Origin of the sequence: Streptomyces avidinii, from assembly GCF_014650695.1 — a bacterium.
Classification (GTDB): Bacteria; Actinomycetota; Actinomycetes; order Streptomycetales; family Streptomycetaceae; genus Streptomyces; species Streptomyces avidinii.
In genome coordinates this window covers 524,416-545,535 of the sequence record NZ_BMVL01000002.1, presented here as the reverse complement: position 1 = coordinate 545,535, position 21,120 = coordinate 524,416, and the positions used below count along the sequence as shown (strand labels likewise).

22 protein-coding genes and 3 pseudogenes are annotated in these 21,120 nt (G+C 71.7%); 22 read left to right on the top strand and 3 right to left on the bottom strand.

Features of this window, described 5'->3' with window-relative positions:
* The first annotated feature begins 68 nt into the window (after positions 1-68).
* The 3 genes from IE257_RS06810 to IE257_RS06800 all read left to right on the top strand — a co-directional run bounded on the left by IE257_RS06810 (position 69) and on the right by IE257_RS06800 (position 2,790).
* On the top strand, positions 69-1,253 hold the full coding sequence (locus tag IE257_RS06810; RefSeq protein WP_189965667.1) for an alcohol dehydrogenase catalytic domain-containing protein: 1,185 nt from the start codon (positions 69-71) through the stop codon (positions 1,251-1,253).
* A gap of 284 nt (positions 1,254-1,537) precedes the next feature.
* Positions 1,538-2,098 (top strand): SixA phosphatase family protein, encoded by a 561-nt coding sequence (locus IE257_RS06805; protein WP_189965665.1) that lies wholly within the window; start codon positions 1,538-1,540, stop codon positions 2,096-2,098.
* A gap of 278 nt (positions 2,099-2,376) precedes the next feature.
* A complete protein-coding gene (locus IE257_RS06800) occupies positions 2,377-2,790 on the top strand; it encodes a CBS domain-containing protein (protein WP_189965663.1) in 414 nt (137 codons plus the stop codon).
* A 642-nt stretch (positions 2,791-3,432) separates the two neighbouring features.
* On the opposite strand, the gene IE257_RS06795 is transcribed toward IE257_RS06800, so the two are convergent.
* Positions 3,433-3,654, bottom strand: coding sequence for a hypothetical protein (locus tag IE257_RS06795; protein WP_189965661.1), 222 nt, complete (start codon positions 3,652-3,654; stop codon positions 3,433-3,435).
* Positions 3,655-3,885: 231 nt separating this feature from the next.
* On the opposite strand from IE257_RS06795, the pseudogene IE257_RS06790 reads away from it, so the two are divergent.
* Positions 3,886-4,005 (top strand): annotated as a pseudogene (locus tag IE257_RS06790) (Hsp70 family protein); the annotation flags it as partial.
* Between the two features lie 211 nt (positions 4,006-4,216).
* Positions 4,217-4,477 (top strand): annotated as a pseudogene (locus IE257_RS39340) (nucleotide exchange factor GrpE); the annotation flags it as partial.
* A 169-nt stretch (positions 4,478-4,646) separates the two neighbouring features.
* Here the strand turns inward: IE257_RS39340 and IE257_RS37960 are convergent.
* On the bottom strand, positions 4,647-5,048 hold the full coding sequence (locus IE257_RS37960) for a hypothetical protein (protein ID WP_229920165.1): 402 nt from the start codon (positions 5,046-5,048) through the stop codon (positions 4,647-4,649).
* 129 nt (positions 5,049-5,177) lie between these two features.
* Here IE257_RS37960 and IE257_RS39335 point away from each other — a divergent pair, with 129 nt between their 5' ends.
* The 4 genes and pseudogenes from IE257_RS39335 to IE257_RS06765 all read left to right on the top strand — a co-directional run bounded on the left by IE257_RS39335 (position 5,178) and on the right by IE257_RS06765 (position 7,242).
* A complete protein-coding gene (locus IE257_RS39335) occupies positions 5,178-5,315 on the top strand; it encodes a J domain-containing protein (protein ID WP_372452965.1) in 138 nt (45 codons plus the stop codon).
* Positions 5,316-5,638: 323 nt separating this feature from the next.
* Positions 5,639-5,806 (top strand): hypothetical protein, encoded by a 168-nt coding sequence (locus tag IE257_RS06775; protein WP_189965654.1) that lies wholly within the window; start codon positions 5,639-5,641, stop codon positions 5,804-5,806.
* A gap of 388 nt (positions 5,807-6,194) precedes the next feature.
* Positions 6,195-6,434, top strand: a pseudogene (locus tag IE257_RS06770) (CBS domain-containing protein); the annotation flags it as partial.
* 307 nt (positions 6,435-6,741) lie between these two features.
* Positions 6,742-7,242, top strand: coding sequence for a metallophosphoesterase family protein (locus tag IE257_RS06765; protein WP_189965652.1), 501 nt, complete (start codon positions 6,742-6,744; stop codon positions 7,240-7,242).
* 59 nt (positions 7,243-7,301) lie between these two features.
* Here IE257_RS06765 and IE257_RS06760 read toward each other — a convergent pair whose 3' ends face one another.
* Complete coding sequence (locus tag IE257_RS06760) at positions 7,302-8,039, bottom strand: DUF72 domain-containing protein (protein WP_189965650.1); 738 nt, start codon at positions 8,037-8,039, stop codon at positions 7,302-7,304.
* A 330-nt stretch (positions 8,040-8,369) separates the two neighbouring features.
* Here IE257_RS06760 and IE257_RS06755 point away from each other — a divergent pair, with 330 nt between their 5' ends.
* The 13 genes from IE257_RS06755 to IE257_RS06695 all read left to right on the top strand — a co-directional run bounded on the left by IE257_RS06755 (position 8,370) and on the right by IE257_RS06695 (position 21,026).
* A complete protein-coding gene (locus tag IE257_RS06755; RefSeq protein ID WP_189965648.1) occupies positions 8,370-8,558 on the top strand; it encodes a hypothetical protein in 189 nt (62 codons plus the stop codon).
* A gap of 365 nt (positions 8,559-8,923) precedes the next feature.
* Complete coding sequence (locus tag IE257_RS06750) at positions 8,924-9,304, top strand: STAS domain-containing protein (RefSeq protein ID WP_189965646.1); 381 nt, start codon at positions 8,924-8,926, stop codon at positions 9,302-9,304.
* A 6-nt stretch (positions 9,305-9,310) separates the two neighbouring features.
* Positions 9,311-9,787 carry a cupin domain-containing protein gene (locus IE257_RS06745; protein ID WP_189965644.1) on the top strand — a complete coding sequence of 159 codons (477 nt, stop codon included), beginning with the start codon at positions 9,311-9,313 and terminating at the stop codon, positions 9,785-9,787.
* A gap of 186 nt (positions 9,788-9,973) precedes the next feature.
* Entirely contained in the window at positions 9,974-10,720 is a 747-nt protein-coding gene (locus IE257_RS06740; protein WP_189965642.1) for an SDR family oxidoreductase, read from the top strand.
* 14 nt (positions 10,721-10,734) lie between these two features.
* A complete protein-coding gene (locus tag IE257_RS06735; protein WP_189965640.1) occupies positions 10,735-11,544 on the top strand; it encodes an SDR family oxidoreductase in 810 nt (269 codons plus the stop codon).
* A gap of 383 nt (positions 11,545-11,927) precedes the next feature.
* Complete coding sequence (locus tag IE257_RS06730; protein ID WP_229920164.1) at positions 11,928-12,899, top strand: lactonase family protein; 972 nt, start codon at positions 11,928-11,930, stop codon at positions 12,897-12,899.
* A 305-nt stretch (positions 12,900-13,204) separates the two neighbouring features.
* The gene (locus tag IE257_RS06725; protein WP_189965636.1) at positions 13,205-14,167 is read left to right on the top strand and encodes an NAD-dependent epimerase/dehydratase family protein; all 963 of its coding nucleotides are present in this window, start codon (positions 13,205-13,207) and stop codon (positions 14,165-14,167) included.
* Positions 14,168-14,254: 87 nt separating this feature from the next.
* On the top strand, positions 14,255-15,910 hold the full coding sequence (locus IE257_RS06720; RefSeq protein ID WP_189965634.1) for a carbamoyltransferase family protein: 1,656 nt from the start codon (positions 14,255-14,257) through the stop codon (positions 15,908-15,910).
* A gap of 5 nt (positions 15,911-15,915) precedes the next feature.
* A complete protein-coding gene (locus IE257_RS06715) occupies positions 15,916-16,992 on the top strand; it encodes a glycosyltransferase family 2 protein (RefSeq protein ID WP_189965632.1) in 1,077 nt (358 codons plus the stop codon).
* On the top strand, positions 16,989-17,723 hold the full coding sequence (locus IE257_RS06710) for a D-glycero-alpha-D-manno-heptose-1,7-bisphosphate 7-phosphatase (RefSeq protein ID WP_229920163.1): 735 nt from the start codon (positions 16,989-16,991) through the stop codon (positions 17,721-17,723). Before IE257_RS06715 ends, IE257_RS06710 begins: the two co-directional genes overlap by 4 nt.
* Positions 17,720-18,799 carry a glycosyltransferase family 9 protein gene (locus IE257_RS06705; RefSeq protein ID WP_189965630.1) on the top strand — a complete coding sequence of 360 codons (1,080 nt, stop codon included), beginning with the start codon at positions 17,720-17,722 and terminating at the stop codon, positions 18,797-18,799. The genes IE257_RS06710 and IE257_RS06705 overlap by 4 nt, the downstream gene beginning before the upstream one ends.
* Complete coding sequence (locus IE257_RS06700; RefSeq protein WP_189965628.1) at positions 18,796-19,758, top strand: glycosyltransferase; 963 nt, start codon at positions 18,796-18,798, stop codon at positions 19,756-19,758. Before IE257_RS06705 ends, IE257_RS06700 begins: the two co-directional genes overlap by 4 nt.
* Complete coding sequence (locus IE257_RS06695) at positions 19,755-21,026, top strand: glycosyltransferase (RefSeq protein WP_189965625.1); 1,272 nt, start codon at positions 19,755-19,757, stop codon at positions 21,024-21,026. The genes IE257_RS06700 and IE257_RS06695 overlap by 4 nt, the downstream gene beginning before the upstream one ends.
* Positions 21,027-21,120 lie beyond the last annotated feature (94 nt).

Below are 21,120 nucleotides of genomic sequence, written 5' to 3'. Positions count from 1 at the left end.
TGCGTGCGAGAACCCGGACGGGGTAGACGGAAAGGTCCGGATTGCGGACCCAGATATGAGGAGGCGTGATGAAGGCCGTGACTTGGCAGGGCCGCCGCAACGTGACGGTGGAGACTGTTCCGGATCCGCAGATCGTCGATCCCACGGATGCTGTGATCAAGGTGACGACAACCGGGCTGTGCGGTTCGGACCTGCACCTTTACGAGGTGCTGGGGCCGTTCCTGGACGCGGGGGACATCCTGGGGCACGAGCCGATGGGCGTGGTCGCCGAGGTCGGGCCCGAGGTACGAGAACTGAAGGTCGGCGACCGGGTCGTCGTACCGTTCAATGTGTCCTGCGGGACCTGTTTCATGTGTGAGCGGGGGCTCCACTCGCAGTGCGAGACGACCCAGGTCCATGAACACGGCAGCGGCGCGAGCCTGTTCGGATACACCAAGCTCTACGGGCAGGTGCCCGGCGGGCAGGCCGAGTATCTGCGCGTCCCCTTCGCCGACACCCTCCCGATCCCCGCCCCCGAGGGGCCGCCCGACGACCGCTTCGTGTTCCTGTCGGACGTGCTGCCGACCGCCTGGCAGGCCGTCGCCTACGCCGAGATCCCGCCCGGCGGCAGCGTGGCCGTCCTGGGCCTAGGACCCATCGGTGACATGTGCACTCGCATCGCCGCTCACCGCGGGGCCGGCCAGGTGATCGGTATCGACCTGGTCCCCGCACGCCTCGCCCGCGCGGCCGGCCACGGCGTCCAGGTCTTCGACCTGTCCGAGTACGGAGACGAGCTCGTCGACGCGGTCCGTAGCGCCACCGGCGGCCGAGGCCCGGACGCCGTGATCGACGCCGTCGGTATGGAGGCCCACGGCAGTGCCGCCGCCAAGGCCGCGCAGACCGCGACCGGGCTGCTCCCGGACGCCATGGCCTCCGCGCTGATGAAGAAGGCGGGCGTGGACCGTCTGGGCGCCCTGCAGCTGGCCATCGAGCTCGTACGGCGCGGCGGCACCATTTCCCTGTCCGGCGTCTACGGCGGTGCCGCGGATCCGCTCCCCCTGCTCACGATGTTCGACAAGCAGATCCAACTGCGCATGGGGCAGGCCAACGTCCGCCGGTGGGTGGACGACTTGATGCCGTTGCTGACCGACGGCGACCCTCTCGGCGTGGAAGGCTTCGCCACCCATCACCTGTCGCTGGATGACGCCCCGCGGGCGTATGCGGACTTTCAGGCGAAGCGGGACAACATGGTGAAGGTCCTCTTCCGTCCCTGACGACCGAAGGCGCCCGGGATCGTGATCGGGATCGTGACTCCGATGCCACCACCAGCGGCCTGGACGACCGTACGTTCTTCGAGCGACTCGCCAGACCACCTCAGGGCTCATGAGCGAGACAGGCGGCCACCACCCACTCGGGCGCCGGGTCGGACTGGGAGCGCCGTCGAAACCGACGCCACCGCGTCGGGGTTCTGTGAGGACCCTATCGCCCGCCGGCGGGCAGCGGGCGGATGAGGCCGGGCGAACAACCCGGACCGTGCATACTCGGGAAGGAGACGGCCATGTCACCGGATGCTGGATCCCCGCCCACGTCCTCGGCCCCCGACGAGAAGACCGAGTGCCGGCTACTGCTGGTACGGCACGCGAAGGCCGTGCCGAAGGACCAACCCATCGACGACTTCGACCGTCCTCTGAGCGAGCGCGGACACGCCGACGCACCCCGGACGGGCCGCTGGCTTGCGGCCTCCACCTTCGAGCCCGATCTGGTGCTGTGCTCCCCGGCCCGCAGGACGCGGCAGACCTGGCAGCTTGCAGCCGCCGCGCTGAAGAATCCACCGCCCGTCGTGTACGACGAACGGCTCTACAACGCGGCGCCGAGCATGTTGGCCACCGTGCTGGCGGAGCGGGGATCGGGCCTGCGCTCCTTGGCGCTGGTGGGGCACAACCCAGGCATCCACGAGCTGGCCGTGGGCCTGGCCGGGAGCGGCCCTTCGGACTTGTCGGAGCGGGTGAGGGCGGGTTTCCCGACCTCGGGAGTGGTGGTGATGGAGGTGCTCGGAGGCTGGGAAGCGCTGACGCCGGGCAGCGGGACGGTGGCTGATTTCTGGTCTCCAGCCGACTGACCCCTGCCTGCCCGGTTCGTCCGTCCGTCGGCCCCGGCAGTTCCCGCCCTGCCGGGGCACCCGCCGGATATCTCCCTTCGGCCTCGCGGCGCCCCCGTGCATGTGGGCTGAGGCCTTCGTGAGTGTTGGTCCAGGCGCCCAGGTTCACGACGGACGCGGTCGATGAGCGCAGGCGTCGATCCTCCTCAAACACGAGCCTGTCGATGCGTGCGTAGGGGAGGCAAGAAGGGGCAGGGGCCGGGTAAGAGTCTTTCGACCTCCGAGACGGGAGGGCTGCGATGACTACCGCACGCGACATCATGACCCCGGAACCGGAATGTATCGATGCCGAATCCACCGTGCTGGAGGCGGCGCGGAAGCTGGCACGCCTCGATGTCGGTGCGCTGCCGATCTGCGGCACCGACCACAAGCTCAAGGGCATGCTCACCGACCGGGACATCGTCACCAAGGTCCTCGCCGTGGGCAAGGACCCGGCGACCTGTAAGGCGGGCGATCTCGCCCAGGGCGAGGCCGTGACGATCGGCGCCGACGACGACGCCTCCGAGATCCTCCGCACCATGTCCGAACACCATGTACGGCGGCTGCCGGTGATCGACGGCCACGACCTGGTCGGCATCGTCGCCCAGGCCGACGTGGCCCGCGCCCTGCCCGATCCCCAGGTGGGCGATCTCCTGGAAGCCATCTCCAGTTGACGGCCGTGCCGCGAAGGACCGGCGCCGGCTGTCCCTGGGGGATGATCCCCTTTCACAGCCCGGGGCCGTGCCGGCACGTGGCTGAACAGAGAGGCGCATTCCGTGGCTCAGCACCCCCGGTGGAGGTACGCCGTCGCCGCCGCCGCACTCACCACCGCAGGACTGCTCATCCGATGGGTCGCAATGGCCGTGGTCCGCGACGCTCACGGCGCCAGCACCGTTTGAGCACCCTGGCGCCGCGTCACCAGAGCGGCGGTCCCGCTTCGTGGCCTGTGGGGGTGGGCAGTGGCCTGATGAGCAGCGGCCAGAAGGTGTGAGGTGAGAGGTATTGGCATGGGATCCTCGGCGGGCAGGGCGGTGCGCGTGCCGCTGACCGACACGCACGGCGGCAGCCATACGGGGGCGGCGGCAGGGCGGTTCGGGCGGGTTCCCGCATTCTCGTCAGCAGCGCCCTCTCGTCGTTCCTCGCTTCCCGGGCCGCTCCAGGCCGAACCGCCCCGCACCGTCTATGGCGTGCTGGCTGCGCCGATTCGCCGTGGCCGTGGTTGCGATCATCGACCTCGGGTGATCGAGCACCGTAGGGTGAACAGGCCCGTTGACGCCGCCCCACCTGACCGGCCACCGGACCGCTTGGCGACCTTGTCACCACTCGGGGTGGACGTCACGACTGTCGTAACGGACTCCGGTGGGTGTGGTCCATGGACGGAAGCGTCCGGGGCCGGTGCGGTCGGGGGCGTAGGTGACGAGCTGGCCGGTGTCGTCCGTGACGATGACGGCGCCCGTCCTCTGGGCGGCGCGCAGGGCGTGGGTCCAGTGGCGGCCGCGGCGGCCGGTGCGGTAGTCGGGAACCTTGCAATCGGACATGGCGATCACCGCTTGGTGTGTGCTGTTCCAGAAGTTCGAAAAATTACCGGACGGTCGAAATACCCCGAATGTCAAGCTCTGAACATCCCACGCGACGCTGCGTTCCACGAGCCACGCCGGGCGGCCGGGTTCCGCCTCAGCCGCCGGCTGTTCCTCGGCGAGACTTTGGACGCCGAGGCAGGGCGAAAGCGAGGTTGCGGACATGCCGCCTCCAGCGGCCGCGATCGGAACGGGCCCGACGGTCACATGCCGGCCGTGACGGAGCTGGTCAAGGAGCTGACCGGCAATGATCCGCACAAGGGCGTCAACCCGGACGAGGTCGTCGCCGTCGGGGCCACCCTTCAGGCCGGAGCACGGCCTGCCAGAAGATCGGCACCGCCCTCTACGCCGACGCACAGAGCTCTGCGGGCGACGTTGGAGCGGCATCCGACGGCGAGCCGTCAGTAAGGACGAAGAAGTCGTCGACGCCGAGATCGTCGACGAGGAGAAGGCGAAGGGAGACACGGGATGAGCCGGCCACAGTCATTCGACGGGCCGCGAAGGTAGCCGCCCGTCGTCATCCGTGACAAGCGGCGCATCGATCCCGCCATACTCGAAGCTGAGGGCCGCCCGACGGCAGTCCTCCGCACAGGAGGCGCAGCCACGCTGGAGAGTCGGGAACCCCGGCTCTCCAGGCGCGGCCAGCTCGCCCGAGGCATGGGAGACGCAGCTCGCCGAGCGGACCGCCGACCTGCAGCGTCTGAAGTCGGAGTACGACCACTACCGCAAGCGGGTGCGGCGCGACCGCCTCGCGGTACGGGAGATCGCCGTCGCCAACGTCCTGGGAAGGCTGCTTTCGGTCCTCGACGCCATTGACCGGGCACGCGAGCACGGTGAACTCGACCCGGGCTTCCGGGCGGTCGCCGACGCGCCGGAAATGTTCTGCACCCGGCCCAGCGGCCGATGCACCGGGCACGTCCTCCGAGAGCTGTCGCCGCGGACGCGGGCGAGGCTCAGTCAGCAGCGGCCGCAGAGGCTTGCCGGCGACGCTCCGCGCCCGCTTCGAACTGCTCGGGCTGGGTGTGCGCGATGGAGCGGAGCAAAGGGGCGCCGCGCCGTTCGGGCCGGTGACGAGGCGCGTCGGTGACCTTCTCGCGCGGAGTGCCGGCCGGGCCCGGTGCTGCGGGGATGACCCTGCGCGCACGGAGGCGGCCAACCCAGTGCTGGCCGCACACCGGACACGGTGATGCGCCGGCGGGAGTGTACGGGGAGGGTACGGGAATTCCGTCCCGTGAGAAGTACTCCCAGGCGCCGTCCTCATCGCTGTACTGCTGCACGTCGTAGTCGATGCTCCAGTCATGCCAGCATCGGCCGCACGTGAATTCCACCCGCTCCAATGCCATCTCGGTGATCATTATCCCTCACCTCCCTCCGGATGACTCCGTCCTTAATCGATGTACCCCTGAGGATTGGCTTGACAACATCGCCCGCAGGTTTTGTGACGGCGAGAGAGGTTGCTTCAGATTTGGCCGGAGGTGCGAGAGATGAGCGGCCGGTGCCCGTCGCGCGACCATTACGCGGTGCTCAGGCTCCGGGTGGAGGCGTCGCCGGAGCAGATCACCAGCGCCTACCGCACACTGATCCGTGCTCTGCATCCTGACGCCCGCCCCAGCGGGCCGTAGGCCGGGCCGGAACTCGCCGAAGTCATCGAGGCCCACCGGATCCTGCATGATCCACGGCGGCGCTCCGCCTACGACACCCAACGGGCTTTACGGCATTTAGTTCCCGTAATGACTTCCGGTTTGCGTTCGGTCTCCAGCAATTTCGCGATATTGATAGATTGTGTGCACCAGTCGAGCAAAGTATCTGATCCGTCAATTTTTCCGGAAATTGACACGTGCTGCGGCTATCCGTTTCGGAAGGCGTGGTGCCGCGCGGACGAGGGCGGTGGCGGTCAGGCCGCAGACGGTGCCTGCGGTGGCGTCGGAGGGTAGTCTGCGCCGCTGTGGATCCGTTCGATTCCCACCAGGAGCCCTGGTACGGCGCGCATACGGCCGCTGCCCACGGCCAGGTGTGGGCGACGGCGGTGATGAAGGCGGCGGCGGTGTGCCCGGACGGGAACGGCGAGCTGTCGGGCCGGTCCTCGACGTCGTGGTGGGGGATCCACTCCTAGGGAGGCCGGCGTCGCACGAGGAGCTTCTTCGCAACCCCGTTACAGCACATCCGCCACCACCATGCCGGCGAGGCCGGCGGCCGCGGCCCGACGCCCCCGCCGGCCGCCCCCCACAGCCACGGCGGTGGTCGCCACGCACCACAGCTTCGCATTTCGGCCGCCTCCGCGACCGGCGGCAGCAGCTGCCGCACCAACGGGGAGCCCCAGGCAGCCTGCGCGGCGCCTCAGCCGATGATCATGATCACGCGAGGCGGCGAGGATACTCGTAGGGGCCACTTCCCCGAGCATCGCGGACCAGTGCCCCGCGAAGACGGTACCCGCGCGGTCACCGTAGCCCTGCCCGGCAAGAGCGTGCACTCCTTCCGCTACCTGGCCGCCGGCGAATACTGGTCGCGGGCAAAACCCGGCCGAGGTCAAGGCCGGGGAGCCGGCGCAGGGTGAGGCGGTCACCATCGGTGCCGATGACGACGCTGCCGAGATCATGCGCACGATGAGCCAGCACCAGGTACGCCGTCTGCCTGTCATCGACGGGCACCTGCTCGTCGGTATCGTCGCGCAGGCGGATGTTGCGCGCGCCCTGCCCGACCCGCAGGTCGGCGACCTTCTCCAGGCCCTCTCCGCCGACTGAGGCGGCTCCCGTCACCTCGCCTCGAGGCCGGGAGCCGCGGGATGTCCCGGCGATGGGAGTCCGGGCAGGGGCCCATCGCCGGGGAGAGCGCCACGCGGGATGCGGGGGATGCGGGGGAGGCGACCAGCGCGGCAGACGTGTGACGCCGCGTCGCCATGGCGGGCACGAACCGGGGCCGTTCGACGGTGACGAGGTGGCGGGCGGCCGCGCGCCGGAGCCCTGGGCACCCGGAGCGGTTCGGCTGCGGCCGGCGAGCGGGCCGTGTCCGCCGGTGCGGGCGCCGGCGGGGGTCCTTACGGTGGAACGCATGCGGCTCCTGCTGACATCGGACACCCACCTCCCCACCCGCGCCTCGTCGCTGCCGGAGGACCTCATGGCCGCCGTCGACGACGCCGACACCGTCATCCACGCCGGGGACTGGATCGATGAGGCCACGCTCGACCTACTGGAATCCAGGTCCCGCCGCCTGATCGGGGTGTACGGCAACAACGACGGTCCCGGACTGCGCCGCAGACTTCCGGAGGTCGCCTACGCCGAGCTGGAAGGAGTGCGCTTCGGGGTCGTGCACGAGACGGGTGCGGCGGATGGCCGAGAGCGGCGCTGCGCCGCACGGTTCCCGGAGCTGGACGTCCTGGTCTTCGGCCACAGCCACATTCCATGGGACACCACGTCGGGGCGACTGCGCCTGCTCAATCCGGGCTCGCCCACCGACCGGAGGCGCCAGCCCTTTTGTTCGTTCATGACGCTCACCGTTGCCGACGGGCGGCTGTACGGCGTCACGCTCCACTCTCTGCCACCACGGCGCTGACTTCGCACGGGAGCCGACGGCCGTCCCCATCTGCCCGGGGCCGCCCCCGGCCCCGACGGTCACTCGTGCACCCGGCGCGCCACCAGACGGTTGAAGACCCGCGCATCAGTGACGGCGGCACCACCGGGGTCGTTGTTGAAGTAGGCGTAGACATCCGCGTCCCGGGGCCACGCGTCCGCGATGCGGTCTGCCCAACTACGCAGAGCCTTGGGCCCGTAGCGGGGCCAGGGCCTGGCTCGGCCCTCGTGGAAGCGAACGTAGGCCCAGTCCGCTGTCCGCCACAGCGGGGTGAGGGGCCGGGAACCGCGGTCGGCCCAGCACAGGGCCGCGCCGCGGTCCGCCAGCACCGTGCGTACCTCATCGGTCCACCACGACACGTGGCGCGGCTCGACGGCGATGCGTGCGCCGGCGGGGAAGGAGGCCAGGCAGGTGTCCAGGGCGGCCGCATCGGCCCGCAGCGTCGGTGGTAGCTGGAGGAGGATCGGGCCCAGTCGGTCACCCAGGGAAGCGGCGTGTGTCATGAGCCGTCGTACCGGTTCCGCAGGCTCGCGCAGCCGTTTGACATGCGTCAGGAAGCGGCTCGCCTTGACGGCCATGACGAATCCGGGCGGAGTGCGGGCCCTCCACTGCGCGAACGTCTCGGGCGTGGGCAGCCGGTAGAAGGCGTTGTTGACCTCCACTGTGGGAAAGTGCTGCGTGTACTCCTCCAGCCAGAGCCGCTGCGGCCGGTCCGGCGGGTAGAAGACGCCCGACCAGTCCCGGTACTGCCATCCCGACGTGCCGACGAAGACGGTCATACGGTGCGCCTGCCCGGGGCCGGGCCGGCCATACCACTACCTGCGATCGAGCACCCGCGCCGAGGGGCACACCTCCGCACGGGGCCAGGTATGAGCGGGCATGCACGGGCGGGCCGGCACGAGCCAGCGGTTCCTCCGCCGTGCCTCGGTCGGCACTCCGCCCATTCCTGCCGCGGACGGGGAGGCCCGCTGCTGCCCAGCATGGCTCACCGCGGCATGGACGGTCGGTATCCGGGAAGACGCCCAGTGAGCGTGCACATGCCCCGGCCTGCCTGTGCGAGTGGCCGTCACAAGGAGGGCCGGCAGGGTCAGCAAGGAACGGTGGCACCGATGGAACCACGAGAGCCGAGAGAACCGAGGACTCGCCGCGGCGAGACGTTCGACAACCCGGAGAGTCGCGCAACGCCGTGGCAGGACCTCAGAAGGGTCCTCGATCAGATGGTCGATCTCCTCGACGCCGACGCCGACGCTGCCACGGCCGGCGGGTTCCGGGGAAACCGCGGCGGCCACGGCCCATGAGCCCCGAGCCTTCCGGCCCGCGCCGGCCCCGCGCCCGAACCGAGTCCCCGCAGCCGCCGCCCCACGCGAGGTCTGAGCGGCGGTTTCACCGGCCTTCGACGGGCAGATCGGTCCGGGCAGAACTGAAGTGCCGCCCCTGTGCGGCCGGCGGCTGCCGTCCTCCGGGCGGAGCGAGCCCTCGACGCCCCCGCTGTCTCGTCCACTGCCTCGGTGCGCGACGACATGAGCGGGCTCTCACGGTAGGTGATGCCACAGGGCCGTCGACGGGGCGGAACCCCTCCGGCTGCCGTTGCCACGGGCTCGAGAGGGGTCAGGCATGTGGTACCTCGGGCCGGGCATACGCCCCTTGTACGAGGAGGCGCGCCATGACCGGCACCAACGGGACGACGACGGCGGCGGACTTCGGCTCGGACCTTCTGGAGGCGAACCCCGATGAGACCCACGTCGTTCATGTCTGCGGGGAAATGGACCTCGATCACGTCGAGACCCTCCGGTCGGAGCTGATGGCGGCCATGGACGCGGCGCCACCCGGAGGTGTGCTGGTCGTCGACCTCCTGCGTTCGTCCTTCTGTGACTCCTCCGGTCTGGGCGTGCTTCTGGAAGTACGGCGGCGGGCCCGGGAATCGGGGCGGGTACTGCGCCTGACGGCACTCAGCCACCAGATGGTGCGTCTACTGGAGCTCTCCGGATCGGCGGACATGTTCGAAGTGGCGGCGCCTGACGTCTGTCCGCTTCCGAGGCGGTGAGTGGACATGGAGAGCGGGTCGGACACGCTGGGCGATGGACGATCGAGAGCCCCGGAGGAGTTCCTGGAGATCGCCTTCGACGTCGCACACGATTACGGGCGCTGGCGGCCGCTGCTGCTACGAGGGCACGGCGAGAGCAGTTGGATCCAGGTCTTCCGAACGGGCGACGTGGGGGTCTGGGTCCTTGCCCGGAACGTGCTGCCTCCCGGCTCCGCTTTCCTCGACCACGAACAGGTTCGAGGGGCCGTGTGCGTGGCGAGGGGCGCGCTGCACCACGAGCGGGCCCGACTCGGCAGCACGCCGCACCTGGAGGAGGTGGGCGCGGGGCGGGGCTTCTGCTTCGACGAGACGTTCTTCCACCGCTTGCAAGCGGTGCCCGAGGCCGGCCCGACCGTTTCCGTCCACGTCTTCGCACTCGCCGGTCCCGCCATGAGTTACGGGCAAATCGGCAGTCGTCCGGCGCTGAGCCTCGGCCTGCCCTGACTGCCCCGTCCGTGCCGGACGGGGAGCCGGCATCCAAGAGAACCGTGGGAGCCGCCTGGTGGCCTAACCCCGCGCGCCCAGTGCCCCCTCCCCGCCCAGAGTGAACCCACACGACGCGACGGCGCCGGCCCCTCCCCTCCCGGGGGTGGCACCGGCCCGCCGGAACCGAGGGAAGGCGAGGCACAGATGAACAGCGGGGCACAGATCGACTTGACGGGCAAGCAGGCTCTGGTCACCGGCGGGGCCCGGGGTCTGGGCGCCGCCATCGCGCGGCGGCTCGCCGCGGCCGGCGCCGCCGTCCTGGTCGCCGACGTACGCAAGGACCTCGCTCAGGAGCTCTGCGCGGACCTCGTCGTGGCGGGAGGCCGGGCCCGCTTCGTCGAAATGGACGTGTGTGACCCCGACGCGGTCGCGGCCGTCCTCGGAGATGTCGAGGCGGACGGCGGTCGGGTGGACGTACTCGTCAACAACGCGGCCGTCGACGTGTCCAAGTCCGTCGAGCACCTGACCGCGGAGGAGGTCAAGCACGTGGTGACCACCAACCTGCTCGGCCCGATGTACCTGTGCCTGCAGACATACCGGCGCATGGTGGCCGCGGGCGGGGGCCACATCGTCAACATCCTCTCCACCGCCGCCCATCGGACCTGGACCGAAGCAGGGCCCTACGCGGCGAGCAAGTCCGGTCTGCGGGCGTTCACCCACACCCTGTTCAAGGAGGCGCAGCGGGACTGCACCGGGATCGGTGTCACCGGGATCATCGCCGGCGGAATGGAAACCGCATTCATCATGGACCGGTTCCCGGAGGCCGACACCGCTCTGCTCCAGAGTCCGGAGATCGTTGCCGACACGGTCATCTACGCGCTGTCCGTGCCCGCCGGCAGCGTGGTCGGGGAATTGGTCGTGGTGCCCCGTCGCGAACCCTCCTGGCCCTGACGGGAGGCTCGACCATGATCAGTCCTCTGGACTTTTCCCCCACGACGGCGGTGGTCACCGGTTCCGACTCCGGAATCGGCCGCGCCGTCGCCGTGCATCTGGCCACGGCCGGACTGGACGTCGGCATCACCTGGCACGAGGACGAGGAGGGCGCCGAGCGCACGGCCCACGAGGTGAGGGCTCGCGGTCGGCGCGCCGTGCTCGCCCGGCTCGACCTCACCGACCTTCCCGACGCCGCCGACGTCATCGACCAGTTCGCCGAGGGACTCGGGCGCATCGACGTGCTCGTGAACAACGCGGGCACCGGAACCGCCACCCCCTTCCTGGACCTGGACCTGGCCACCGTTCGCCGGGTCCTCGACGTCGACCTCGTGGGGCCGCTGTTGTGCGGTCAACGAGCGGCCCGGCACATGATCCGACAGGGCACCGGCGGACGGATCGTCAACGTCACCTCCGTCCACGAGCACCAGCCGCGCGTCGGCGCCGGCCCCTACTGCGCCGCCAAGGGCGGATTGGGCCTCCTCACGCAAGTGATGGCACTCGAACTCGCCGCATACGGAATCACCGTGAATGCCGTGGCCCCGGGGGAGATCGCCACCCCCATGACCGGCCAGGAGGACGAGGACGTGCGCACCGAGTCCCGGCCGGGGATTCCCGCGGGCCGACCGGGTGACGCCCACGAGGTCGCCGCCGTCATCGCCTTCCTGGCCGGACCCTCGGCTTCCTACGTCACCGGCGCATCCTGGGTGGTGGACGGCGGCATGGTGCGGATGGGACCCATGGCCGGGTCGCACATGGACCACGACCGGTGGCGCCGGCCCTGAGTGCCGACCCATCCGTCGCCCTCCCCGACGATGGGCCGAGGAAGGCCAGGGAACACGGCGGGCACCGAGCGGGTGCCCGCCGACCCCGCGACCGCCCCACGTGCGCCACGGCTGTGGACGCCGTCGCGGCCGTCGGCGTGGTCTCGTCGAACCAGTGGTGGCCGTGGCCAGGTACCACGGCCGGACGGCTGAACCCGCCGCCCCCACCGGCCCGGTCGAACGGGTTCGTGGCAGCCGGCTGCTAGCTTCGCCCCGTAGCAGCGGACCGACGGCGGAAGGACCACCCGGTGGGCGGCGCGGGAAGCACTTACCAAAGCGTCGGACAGCGCGCTCACATCGGTTCGTTCGCCTCCGGCGGAGGCCAGGGCATCACCACGGCTGCCGTGGACCCCGTCACGGGGGCGCTGACCGTACTGAGCGTCGTCGACGGTCCCGGGGACGCCTCGTGCCTGGCCCTGTCCGTCGACCGACAGGTGCTCTACGCCGCCGGGGGGACCGATCACGGGCTGGCGGCCGCCTACCGGATCACCGCCGACGGTCTGGCCCCGCTCGGACGGCCCGTCCCCGTCGACGGCCTCGGGCCGGCGTACGTGAGCGTCGTCGGGAACCGGCTGCTGATCGCCAACTACACGTCGGGCACCGTGAGCGGTCTCCGTATCGCGCGCGACGGCCGGCTGGAGGGCCCCGCCGTCGTCCTCGGCCACCGCGGCAGCGGGCCCGACCCCGAACGGCAGGCCGGCCCGCACGCCCACCACGTGACGCCGGATCCGAGCGGCCGCTGGGTGCTCAGCGTGGACCTCGGCACCGACTCGGTACGCGTGTGCCTGCCCGATCCGGCCGGCGGGCCCCTCCGCGTTCGCGCCGAGACGTCGCTGCGTGCCGGGAGCGGTCCCCGGGAGGTGGTTTTCCACCCTCGCGGGGACGTGGCGTACGTGCTCCACGAGCTGGAACCGCAGTTGACCGTCTGCCGGTGGGACGCCGCCTCCGGGCACCTGTACCCCACCGGTGAGGTCGCGCTGGGCTCGGGCGACGACGCGGCGGACGCGAGGGAGTACCCGTCGGTCGCGCTCGTCCCGGGGGACGGCCGCTTCGTCTGGGCGGCGATCCGGGGCAGCAACCTCATCACCACCCTCTCACTGTCCGACGGCCCTGAGAAGCCACGGATCACGGATGTCGCGAACTGCGGCGGTCAATGGCCCCGGCATCTGGCGGCCGGCCCGTCGGCGCGCCATCTGTACGTGTCCAACGAGTGGTCAGGTGACGTCACCTGGTTCGAAACCGATCCCGAGAGCGGGCGGCTCCGCCTGGCCGGCAGGCTGGACGTCCCGGCCGCCGCCTGCGTCGTCCTCGCCTGAGCACGGCCACCGGCAGGACGGGTCCCGGAGCACCGGTGCCCGGCCGGTGTGCTGCCGCGTCTCGGCACGTGCGACCGGCTTCGCTACCGGCTTCGCTGCGGGCTTCGCGACAGGAACGTGTCAGCGACGACGGCCGCGGCCATGCCATGACATCACCCGACTGCCGCTTCCCCAATGCCGCTCTGCCGGGGCTGCGGCAGGCTGGGGGCCGTACTCGCAGGGATCCACCCGACCTGGCGGGCCCGGATATCGGCTCTTCCCGGTTCCTGCGTCCTTCGCCGTCCCTGTCGCCCGAGGAGATCGCCATGGGCTCATCGCATGCGCCGCGCTGGGAGCACGCCGTCGTCACCGGCGGCGGGGGCTTCGTCGGCTCACACCTGTGCTCCGCCCTGCTGGCCGCAGGGACCGCCGTCACCTGTGTCGACGACTTCAGCACAGGGCGGCCCGAGAACATCTCGGAACTGGTCGACCGTCCCGGATTCACTCTGCAGGAGACGAACGTCTCGCGGCCCTTCAGCGTACGAAGGGACCCGGACATCGTTCTGCACCTGGCCTCGCCCGCTTCCCCCGCCGACTACCTCCGCCTGCCCCTCCACACGTTGGAGGCCGGCAGCCTCGGCACGCGCAATGCCCTGGAACTGGCACACCGCAGTGGGGCCCGCTTCGTCCTCGCCTCCACCTCGGAGGTCTATGGCGATCCGCAGGAACACCCCCAGAACGAGCGGTACTGGGGACACGTCAATCCCGTCGGCCCTCGCAGCGTCTATGACGAGGCCAAACGCTTCGGCGAGGCGCTGACCACCGCTCACGCCTCGGCCCTCGGTACGGACGCCTGCATCGTGCGGCTGTTCAACACCTATGGTCCCCGCATGCGGGGCTATGACGGTCGCGCCGTTCCCACGTTCATCCGCCAGGCGCTCGCTGGTACCCCGTTGACCGTCACCGGCGACGGCCTGCAGACCCGTTCGCTGTGCTACGTCGAGGACACCGTCGCCGGTATCCTCGCGGCGGCCGACCACGGGATGCGGGGGCCCGTGAACCTCGGCAACCCCGACGAGCTCACCATGCTGGAGCTCGCCCGGTGGATCGTCGAACTGGCCGGTTCCTCCTCGGAGATCACCTTCATCGAGCGGCCCACCGACGACCCGACCGTGCGCTGCCCCGACATCACGCTGGCGCGGGGCAAGCTCCAGTGGGAGCCGCGTGTGGCGGCCGAGGAGGGGCTGCGCCGCACCATCGCCTGGTTCCGGGCGCACTGCCACGACTGACCCCTTCGGGCTCCCCGTACGTTCGCCGCGGGCTGCGGCCCCCTGAGCGGCCCGCCCGGCGCCCCCAGCCGAAAGGTCCCTTCCGCGATGCGCATCCTCGGAATCAACGCGCTCTTCCACGACCCTTCCGCCGCTCTCGTCATCGACGGCCGCACGGTAGCCGCCGCCGAGGAGGAGCGGTTCTCCCGCCGCAAGCACGGCAAGCGGCCGGTGCCCTTCTCCGCGTGGGAACTGCCCGAACAGGCCGCGGCCTGGTGCCTGAAGCGTGCCGGTCTGCGTCCGCAGGACCTCGACGCCGTGGCGTACTCCTACGACCCCGCTCTGGCGCGGCCGGCCGACGTCATGGGACTGGACGACCCGTGGGACCACCTCCGCCAGACGTACGCGCGCGAGGCCCCGGGGTTCCTGGCGGCCGCCCTGCCCGGTCTCGACCCCGGCCTCGTGCGCTTCGTTCCGCACCACATGGCGCATGCCGCGTCGGGCGCATTCGCGGCCGAAGGCGCGGACCGCAGTTCCGTTTTGGTCCTCGACGGACGCGGTGAACGCGCTTCGCACCTGGCGGCCCGCCGGACGGGCGACAGACTGGAGCCGCTGTACGCGCAGGACCTGCCGCACTCGCTCGGACTCGTCTACGAGGAACTCACCGCACACCTCGGATTCCTGAGGTCCTCCGACGAGTTCAAGGTGATGGCACTCGCCTCCCACGGAAGCCCGCGGATGCTGGACGAGCTGCGCCGCTACGTGTACCCCACGGGTGACGGCGGCTTCCACGCCACCGGCGTCCCCTGGAACGAGTTCTGCGCACCCCGGGGCGCGGACGAGCCGTGGACCGGGACCCACGCCGATCTCGCCGCCAGTGCGCAGGCCGTGTTGGAAGAAACGCTGCTCGACCTGGTCCGCTGGCTCCACGGCCGCACCCACGACGACGTGCTCACCCTCGCCGGGGGCGTCGCGCTGAACTGCGTGGCCAACTCCCGCATCGCGCGCGAGGGTCCGTTCTCCCGCGTGTGGGTCCAGCCCGCCGCCGGAGACGCGGGAACGGCGCTCGGATCCGCGCTGCTCCTCGCCGCCGGGGCGGGGGACACCCCGGAGCCCATGGCCCGAGCGGATCTGGGCCGCGACTGGTCGGACGCTGAACTCGGTGCCTGGCTCAAGACGGCGGGAGTCCCCTTCGAGCGGCCCCCGGACATCGCGGCCACCGTCGCGCAGGCGCTCGCCGACAACGCCATCGTGGCCTGGTTCCAAGGGCGTTCGGAGTTCGGACCGCGCGCCCTGGGGCACCGTTCGCTGCTGGCCCATCCCGGGCACGCGGGGAACCTGGAGCGTCTCAACGACGTCAAGGGCCGTGAACAGTTCCGCCCCGTCGCCCCGATGGTGATCGCCGAACGGGCGTCCGAGATCTTCGACGGACCGCTGCCCAGCCCGTACATGCTCTTCGTGCACGACGTGGCTGCCGGCTGGCGCGACCGCATCCCGGCCGTGGTCCACGTCGACGGCACGGCCCGCATCCAGACCGTGGATCCGCAGCGTGAGCCCCTGGTGGCGCGCATGCTCACCGAGTTCGAACGGCGCACCGGACTGCCGGTCGTCGTCAACACCAGCCTGAACACCGCCGGCCGGCCGATGGTCGACGACCCACGGGACGCCCTGGAGTGCTTCGGCTCGTCGCCGGTGGACCTGCTGGCCATCGGGCCCTACGCCGTGCGCCGGGACGGCATCTTCCGTACCGCCGAGGAAGGCTGACCACCATGCTCCAGGCGTCCGTGACTCCGCCTCCGTACGCGATCGTCGTGCCCACCCTCGGCCGGCCCAGCCTCAGGGCCTGCCTGGACGCCGTGGCGGCCGCGACGGCCTCCGGGCGCGGCCCGGAGCGCATCGTTCTCGTACACGACCGTCCCGGCCCCGACGGAGATCCTCCTGCTCTGGACGTCCCCGCGGCGCTCCGCCCGATCACCACCGTCGTGGCCGGCCCGGCCCGGGGCCCCGCGGCCGCCCGCAACACGGGGCTGCGGGCGGCGGGTCCGGTGCCCTGGATCGTCTTCCTGGACGACGACGTGGTGCCGGGACAAGGGTGGGGAGAGGACCTGGCGCGTGATCTGGGTTCCGCTTCCCACGACACCGCGGCCGTCACGGCCCGCATCGACGTCCCCCTCGCGCACGGCCGCCGCCCCACGGACTGGGAGCGCAACACCGCGGGCCTCGCCACCGCCCGCTGGATCACCGCCGACATGGCGTTTCGCCGGGAGGCACTGGACGCCGCGGGCGGCTTCGACGAGCGCTTCCGGCGCGCCTTCCGCGAAGATGCCGAGCTGGCCTTGCGCCTGATCGACGGCGGCTGGGTCCTGACCCCTGGAAGCCGCCGTACCACTCATCCGGTCCGCCCCGCGGATCGCTGGATTTCCGTCCGGCTCCAGGCCGGCAACGCCGACGACGTACTGATGGGCCGACTGCACGGGCACGACTGGTGGGGCCGGGCAGCCGCCCCTCGCGGGCGCCTGCCGCGCCACGTCGCCGTGACCGCGGCCGCCGCCGCGGCCGTGGGCTGTGCGGTGGCAGGCAGAAGCGGCGCCGCCGCGTGGTGCGCGGTCGGCTGGGTGGCGGGCACCGTCGAGTTCGCCGCGGCCCGGATCGCACCCGGTCCCCGCACCCGGTCCGAGGTCGTCACCATGGCGGTCACGAGCGCGGTCATCCCCGCTGTGGCCGTCTGGCACTGGCTGCGGGGGACGGTCGTACACCGCCGTGTCCACCGGGCGGATCCGGCGGCGCCGCCCGGAAGTTGCTCGGCGGCTCCGCGGGAGGCTCTCCGCGAGCAGGTGGGGTCGTGAGGAACCGGCCCGTCGCAGGCCCGCCCGTCGGAGGCATGTCCGTCGGTGGACCAGGAGCCGGGGCCGTCCCCTGGCTGTGGGAGCCTCCCCGTGCGGCCCGCAACCCGCGTCGGTCCGGGACGACCGGCCGGCTGCCGGAAGCGGTCCTCTTCGACCGTGACGGCACGCTCGTCGTCGATGTCGCGTACAACGGCGACCCCGCCCGGGTCTCTCCCTTGCCCACGGCGCGGGCCGCCGTGACCGCGCTGCGCGAGCTCGGGGTTCCGGTCGGTGTCGTGAGCAACCAGTCGGGAGTCGCTCGCGGGCTCCTGACGCAGAAGCAGGTGGTGGCGGTATGCCGACGCGTGGACGAACTGTTCGGTCCGTTCGACGTGTGGGCCGTATGCCCCCACGGCCGGGCGGACGGCTGTGGCTGCCGCAAACCCGCACCGGGCCTGATCCTCGCCGCGTGTGAGCGGCTGGGCGTGGCCCCCGAACGCACGGTGGTCGTCGGAGACATCGGCTCCGACGTGCGGGCCGCCTCCGCCGCGGGTGCGCGCGGGGTGCTGGTGCCGACGCCCGTGACCCGTCCCGAAGAGGTCGCGGCCGCCGACGAGACGGCGCGCGATCTGCTCACCGCCGTCCGGCTCCTCTCCTCCCCGGCAGGCTCCGGAGCCTGCCGGGGCACGGACGTCGTGCCGTCCCGTGGACCGGTGTCGGAGCGCCCGCCCGCTGTCGGCGGTGGCGGATGAACGCCCCGCGCAGTCTCGTCGTACGCCTCGACAGCGCCGGAGACGTGCTGCTGGCCGGTCCTGCCGTGCGCGCGGTGGCGGCCGGCTCCTCCCACACCACGCTGCTCTGCGGGCCGCAGGGCATCGCCGCGGCGCGGCTGTTGCCCGGCGTGGACCAGGTGCTGGTGTACGAGGCCCCCTGGGTGGGGCTGGAGCCCGGCCGCACCTCGCGCGAGGAGTGCGGTCTGCTGGTCGACGCCCTGGCGGCCGGCCGCTTCGACCGTGGCGTGATCCTGGTGTCCCACCACCAGTCCCCGTTGCCGGCGGCCCTGCTGCTCGCGCTCGCGGGGGTGGAGCGGGTAGCGGCCGATTGCGAGGAGTACCCCGGATCCCTTCTCGCGCTGCGTCACCACCGGTTGCCGGACCGGCACGAGGCGGACGCGGCGCTCGACCTGGTACGCGACTTCGGTTTCGCGCTGCCCGACGGTGACGGCGGCGCCCTGCGTGTGCTCGCCCCGCCCGACACGACGCGGTTGACGGGTCCCGAGCCCTACGTGGTGCTGCATCCGGGAGCCGCGGTGGCGGCCCGCGCCTGGAGCCCGGCCAGAGCAACGCGGGCCGCCGCCGCGCTGCACGAGGCGGGGCACCGGGTGGTGGTCACCGGCAGCCCTGCGGAGAAGGAGCTGACCGCAGAGGTGGCCGGCCGCCACGGACTCGACCTGGGGGGCGTCACGGGCGACCTGCACGAGCTGGCCGGTGTCCTGGCCGCCGCGCGGGTCGTGGTGGCGGGCAACACGGGGCCGACCCATCTGGCCGCCGCCGTGGGCACGCCCGTGGTGTGCCTGTTCGCACCCGTGGTGCCGGCCGGCCGCTGGCGACCGTACCGGGTGCCGCACGTGCTGCTCGGCGATCAGCGGGCCTCGTGCGCGGGCAGCAGGGCGAGGGTCTGCCCCGTGGCGGGGCACCCCTGTCTGGACTCGGTGGATGACGACGAGGTGCTGGCGGCAGTCGCCGGACTCCTCACGGGCGGCCCGCCGGGCGACCGCGGACCGCGACCGCCCGAGCCGAGCGAGACCGATGGAGGAGTGACCGCATGAACATCCTGCTGTGGCACGTGCACGGTTCCTGGACGACCGCGTTCGTCCAGGGACCGCACACCTACCTCGTACCGGTCACCCCGGACCGGGGACCCGACGGGCTGGGCCGCGCCCGCACCTTCAGCTGGCCCGATTCGGTGCGGGAGGTCACGCCGGCCGAACTGGCCGATTCTCCCGTGGACCTCGTCGTGCTCCAGCGGCCCCACGAGATCGCGCTGGCCGAGCGCTGGCTGGGCCGCCGCCTCGGACGCGACGTTCCCGCCGTGTATTTGGAGCACAACGCACCGGACGGCGACGTACCGAACACGCGCCACCCCTGCGCCGACCGCCAGGACCTGACACTCGTCCACGTCACCCACTTCAACCGGCAGTTCTGGGACAACGGCGCCACCCGCACCGTGGTCATCGAGCACGGCATCGTGGACCCCGGGCACCTCTACACCGGTCTGCTCCCTCGCGCGGCGGTGGTGACGAACGACCCGATCAGGCGGTGGCGACACACCGGAACGGACCTCCTGCCCGAGCTGGCCCGGGCGGCGCCGCTGGACGTCTTCGGTATGCGCACCCACGGCATCGCCGAGCACCTGGGGCTGTCCGTGCAACGGTGCCGCGCCTACGAACTCCCCCAGGGCGAGCTGCACACGGCGATGGCGGAGCGCCGCCTCTACCTGCATCCCGTGCGCTGGACCTCGCTGGGACTGTCGCTGCTGGAAGCCATGCACCTGGGCATGCCCGTCGTGGCGCTGGCCGCCACGGAGGCCGTGGAGGCCGTCCTGCCCGGCACCGGGGTCCTGTCCACCCGGCCGGACGTGCTGGCCCGAGCGGCCGTCCACTACCTCAACGAACCCCAGGCGGCCGCTGAGGACGGCGCGCGCGCCCGGCAGGCCGCGCTCGAACGGTACGGCCTCAAACGCTTCCTGGCCGACTGGGAGCGCCTGATGACGGAGGTACGGTCATGACATCCCCCGCTGCCCGATCGATACGGTCCCCCAACCGGCTCCGGCCCCTGTCGTTGGCCCTGGTCTCCGAGCACGCCAGCCCCCTCGCGACACTCGGGGGAGTGGACGCCGGCGGCCAGAACGTGCATGTCGCCTGCCTGGCCGGAGCATTGGCCGACCGAGGTCACCGCGTCACGGTGTACACGCGGCGGGACTCCCGGGACCTGCCGACAAGCAGCCGGTTGCGACCGGGCGTGACGGTCCATCACGTTCCGGCAGGTCCGGCCGAACCGCTGCCCAAGGACGAACTGCTGCCGCACATGCGCGAGTTCGCGTACTACTTGATGCACCTCTGGCAGGAGACCGGTCCGCCCGACCTGGTTCACTCGCACTTCTGGATGTCCGGACTCGCCTCGCTGGCGGTGGTGAGGGAGCTCGGCCTGCCGATGCTGCACACCTACCACGCGCTGGGAACCGTCAAGCGGCGCCATCAGGGCGCTGCCGACACCAGCCCGCCCTCACGCATCGGATGCGAGCGGGAGGTCGGACTGGGCTGCGACCGGGTCGTGGCGACCTGCAGCGACGAGGTCACCGAGCTCGCCCGCATGGGCCTGCCCGTGGACAAGGCCGATGTCGTTCCGTGCGGCGTGGACACCGAGCGGTTCCGGCCGGACGGACCGGTCGCGGAGCGCGGAACCGCCCACCGCCACCGGCTCCTCCAGCTGGGCCGGCTGGTCCCCCGCAAGGGGGCGGCCCTGTCCATCGCCGCTCTCGCCCACCTCCCGGAGGCGGAGCTCCTGGTCGCGGGCGGCCCCCCACCCGGCGGTCTCGACCGCGACCCCGAAGTGCGGCGGTTGCGCGCCCTCGCCCGGGGGGCGGGTGTCCTGGACCGCGTGCGCTTCGTCGGCGCGGTGCCCTGCGACGCCGTGCCGGCCCTGTTGCGCAGTGCCGACGTCGTGCTGTGCCCGGCGGACTACGAGCCGTTCGGCATCGTACCGCTGGAGGCCATGGCCTGCGGCCGGCCCGTCGTGGCAAGCGCCGTCGGCGGCCAGCAGGACACCGTCGCCGACCGGGAGACCGGACGACTCGTACCGCCCGGAGACGTACCCGCGCTCGCGATGGCCACCGCCGAGCTGCTGGCCGACGACACAGCCCGCCGGGCGTACGGGGAAGCCGGACGGCGGCGCGTCCTGAGCCGTTACGGCTGGTCCCAGGTCGCCGCCGCGACGGAACGGTCCTACCGCTCGGTGCTCGCCGGGCGGCTCGTGGTCGCCGGGACGACGACGTGAGCCCCGTCTGCCGCTCGACCGTCCGTCCTGCCTCTGTCCGACGAACGCCTCTGGTCGGTCATGACCGGACCGGTCTCCGCGCAGTACCGATTGC

Excerpts from the sequence above, each read along its gene's own strand:
- IE257_RS06810 (WP_189965667.1), top strand. The coding sequence starts at position 69 with ATGAAGGCCGTGACTTGGCAGGGCCGCCGCAACGTGACGGTGGAGACT.
- IE257_RS06805 (WP_189965665.1), top strand. The coding sequence starts at position 1,538 with ATGTCACCGGATGCTGGATCCCCGCCCACGTCCTCGGCCCCCGACGAG.
- IE257_RS06800 (WP_189965663.1), top strand. The coding sequence starts at position 2,377 with ATGACTACCGCACGCGACATCATGACCCCGGAACCGGAATGTATCGAT.
- IE257_RS06795 (WP_189965661.1), bottom strand. The coding sequence starts at position 3,654 with ATGTCCGATTGCAAGGTTCCCGACTACCGCACCGGCCGCCGCGGCCGC.
- IE257_RS37960 (WP_229920165.1), bottom strand. The coding sequence starts at position 5,048 with ATGATCACCGAGATGGCATTGGAGCGGGTGGAATTCACGTGCGGCCGA.
- IE257_RS39335 (WP_372452965.1), top strand. The coding sequence starts at position 5,178 with ATGAGCGGCCGGTGCCCGTCGCGCGACCATTACGCGGTGCTCAGGCTC.
- IE257_RS06765 (WP_189965652.1), top strand. The coding sequence starts at position 6,742 with ATGCGGCTCCTGCTGACATCGGACACCCACCTCCCCACCCGCGCCTCG.
- IE257_RS06760 (WP_189965650.1), bottom strand. The coding sequence starts at position 8,039 with ATGACCGTCTTCGTCGGCACGTCGGGATGGCAGTACCGGGACTGGTCG.
- IE257_RS06755 (WP_189965648.1), top strand. The coding sequence starts at position 8,370 with ATGGAACCACGAGAGCCGAGAGAACCGAGGACTCGCCGCGGCGAGACG.
- IE257_RS06750 (WP_189965646.1), top strand. The coding sequence starts at position 8,924 with ATGACCGGCACCAACGGGACGACGACGGCGGCGGACTTCGGCTCGGAC.
- IE257_RS06745 (WP_189965644.1), top strand. The coding sequence starts at position 9,311 with ATGGAGAGCGGGTCGGACACGCTGGGCGATGGACGATCGAGAGCCCCG.
- IE257_RS06740 (WP_189965642.1), top strand. The coding sequence starts at position 9,974 with ATGAACAGCGGGGCACAGATCGACTTGACGGGCAAGCAGGCTCTGGTC.
- IE257_RS06735 (WP_189965640.1), top strand. The coding sequence starts at position 10,735 with ATGATCAGTCCTCTGGACTTTTCCCCCACGACGGCGGTGGTCACCGGT.
- IE257_RS06725 (WP_189965636.1), top strand. The coding sequence starts at position 13,205 with ATGGGCTCATCGCATGCGCCGCGCTGGGAGCACGCCGTCGTCACCGGC.
- IE257_RS06720 (WP_189965634.1), top strand. The coding sequence starts at position 14,255 with ATGCGCATCCTCGGAATCAACGCGCTCTTCCACGACCCTTCCGCCGCT.
- IE257_RS06715 (WP_189965632.1), top strand. The coding sequence starts at position 15,916 with ATGCTCCAGGCGTCCGTGACTCCGCCTCCGTACGCGATCGTCGTGCCC.
- IE257_RS06705 (WP_189965630.1), top strand. The coding sequence starts at position 17,720 with ATGAACGCCCCGCGCAGTCTCGTCGTACGCCTCGACAGCGCCGGAGAC.
- IE257_RS06700 (WP_189965628.1), top strand. The coding sequence starts at position 18,796 with ATGAACATCCTGCTGTGGCACGTGCACGGTTCCTGGACGACCGCGTTC.
- IE257_RS06695 (WP_189965625.1), top strand. The coding sequence starts at position 19,755 with ATGACATCCCCCGCTGCCCGATCGATACGGTCCCCCAACCGGCTCCGG.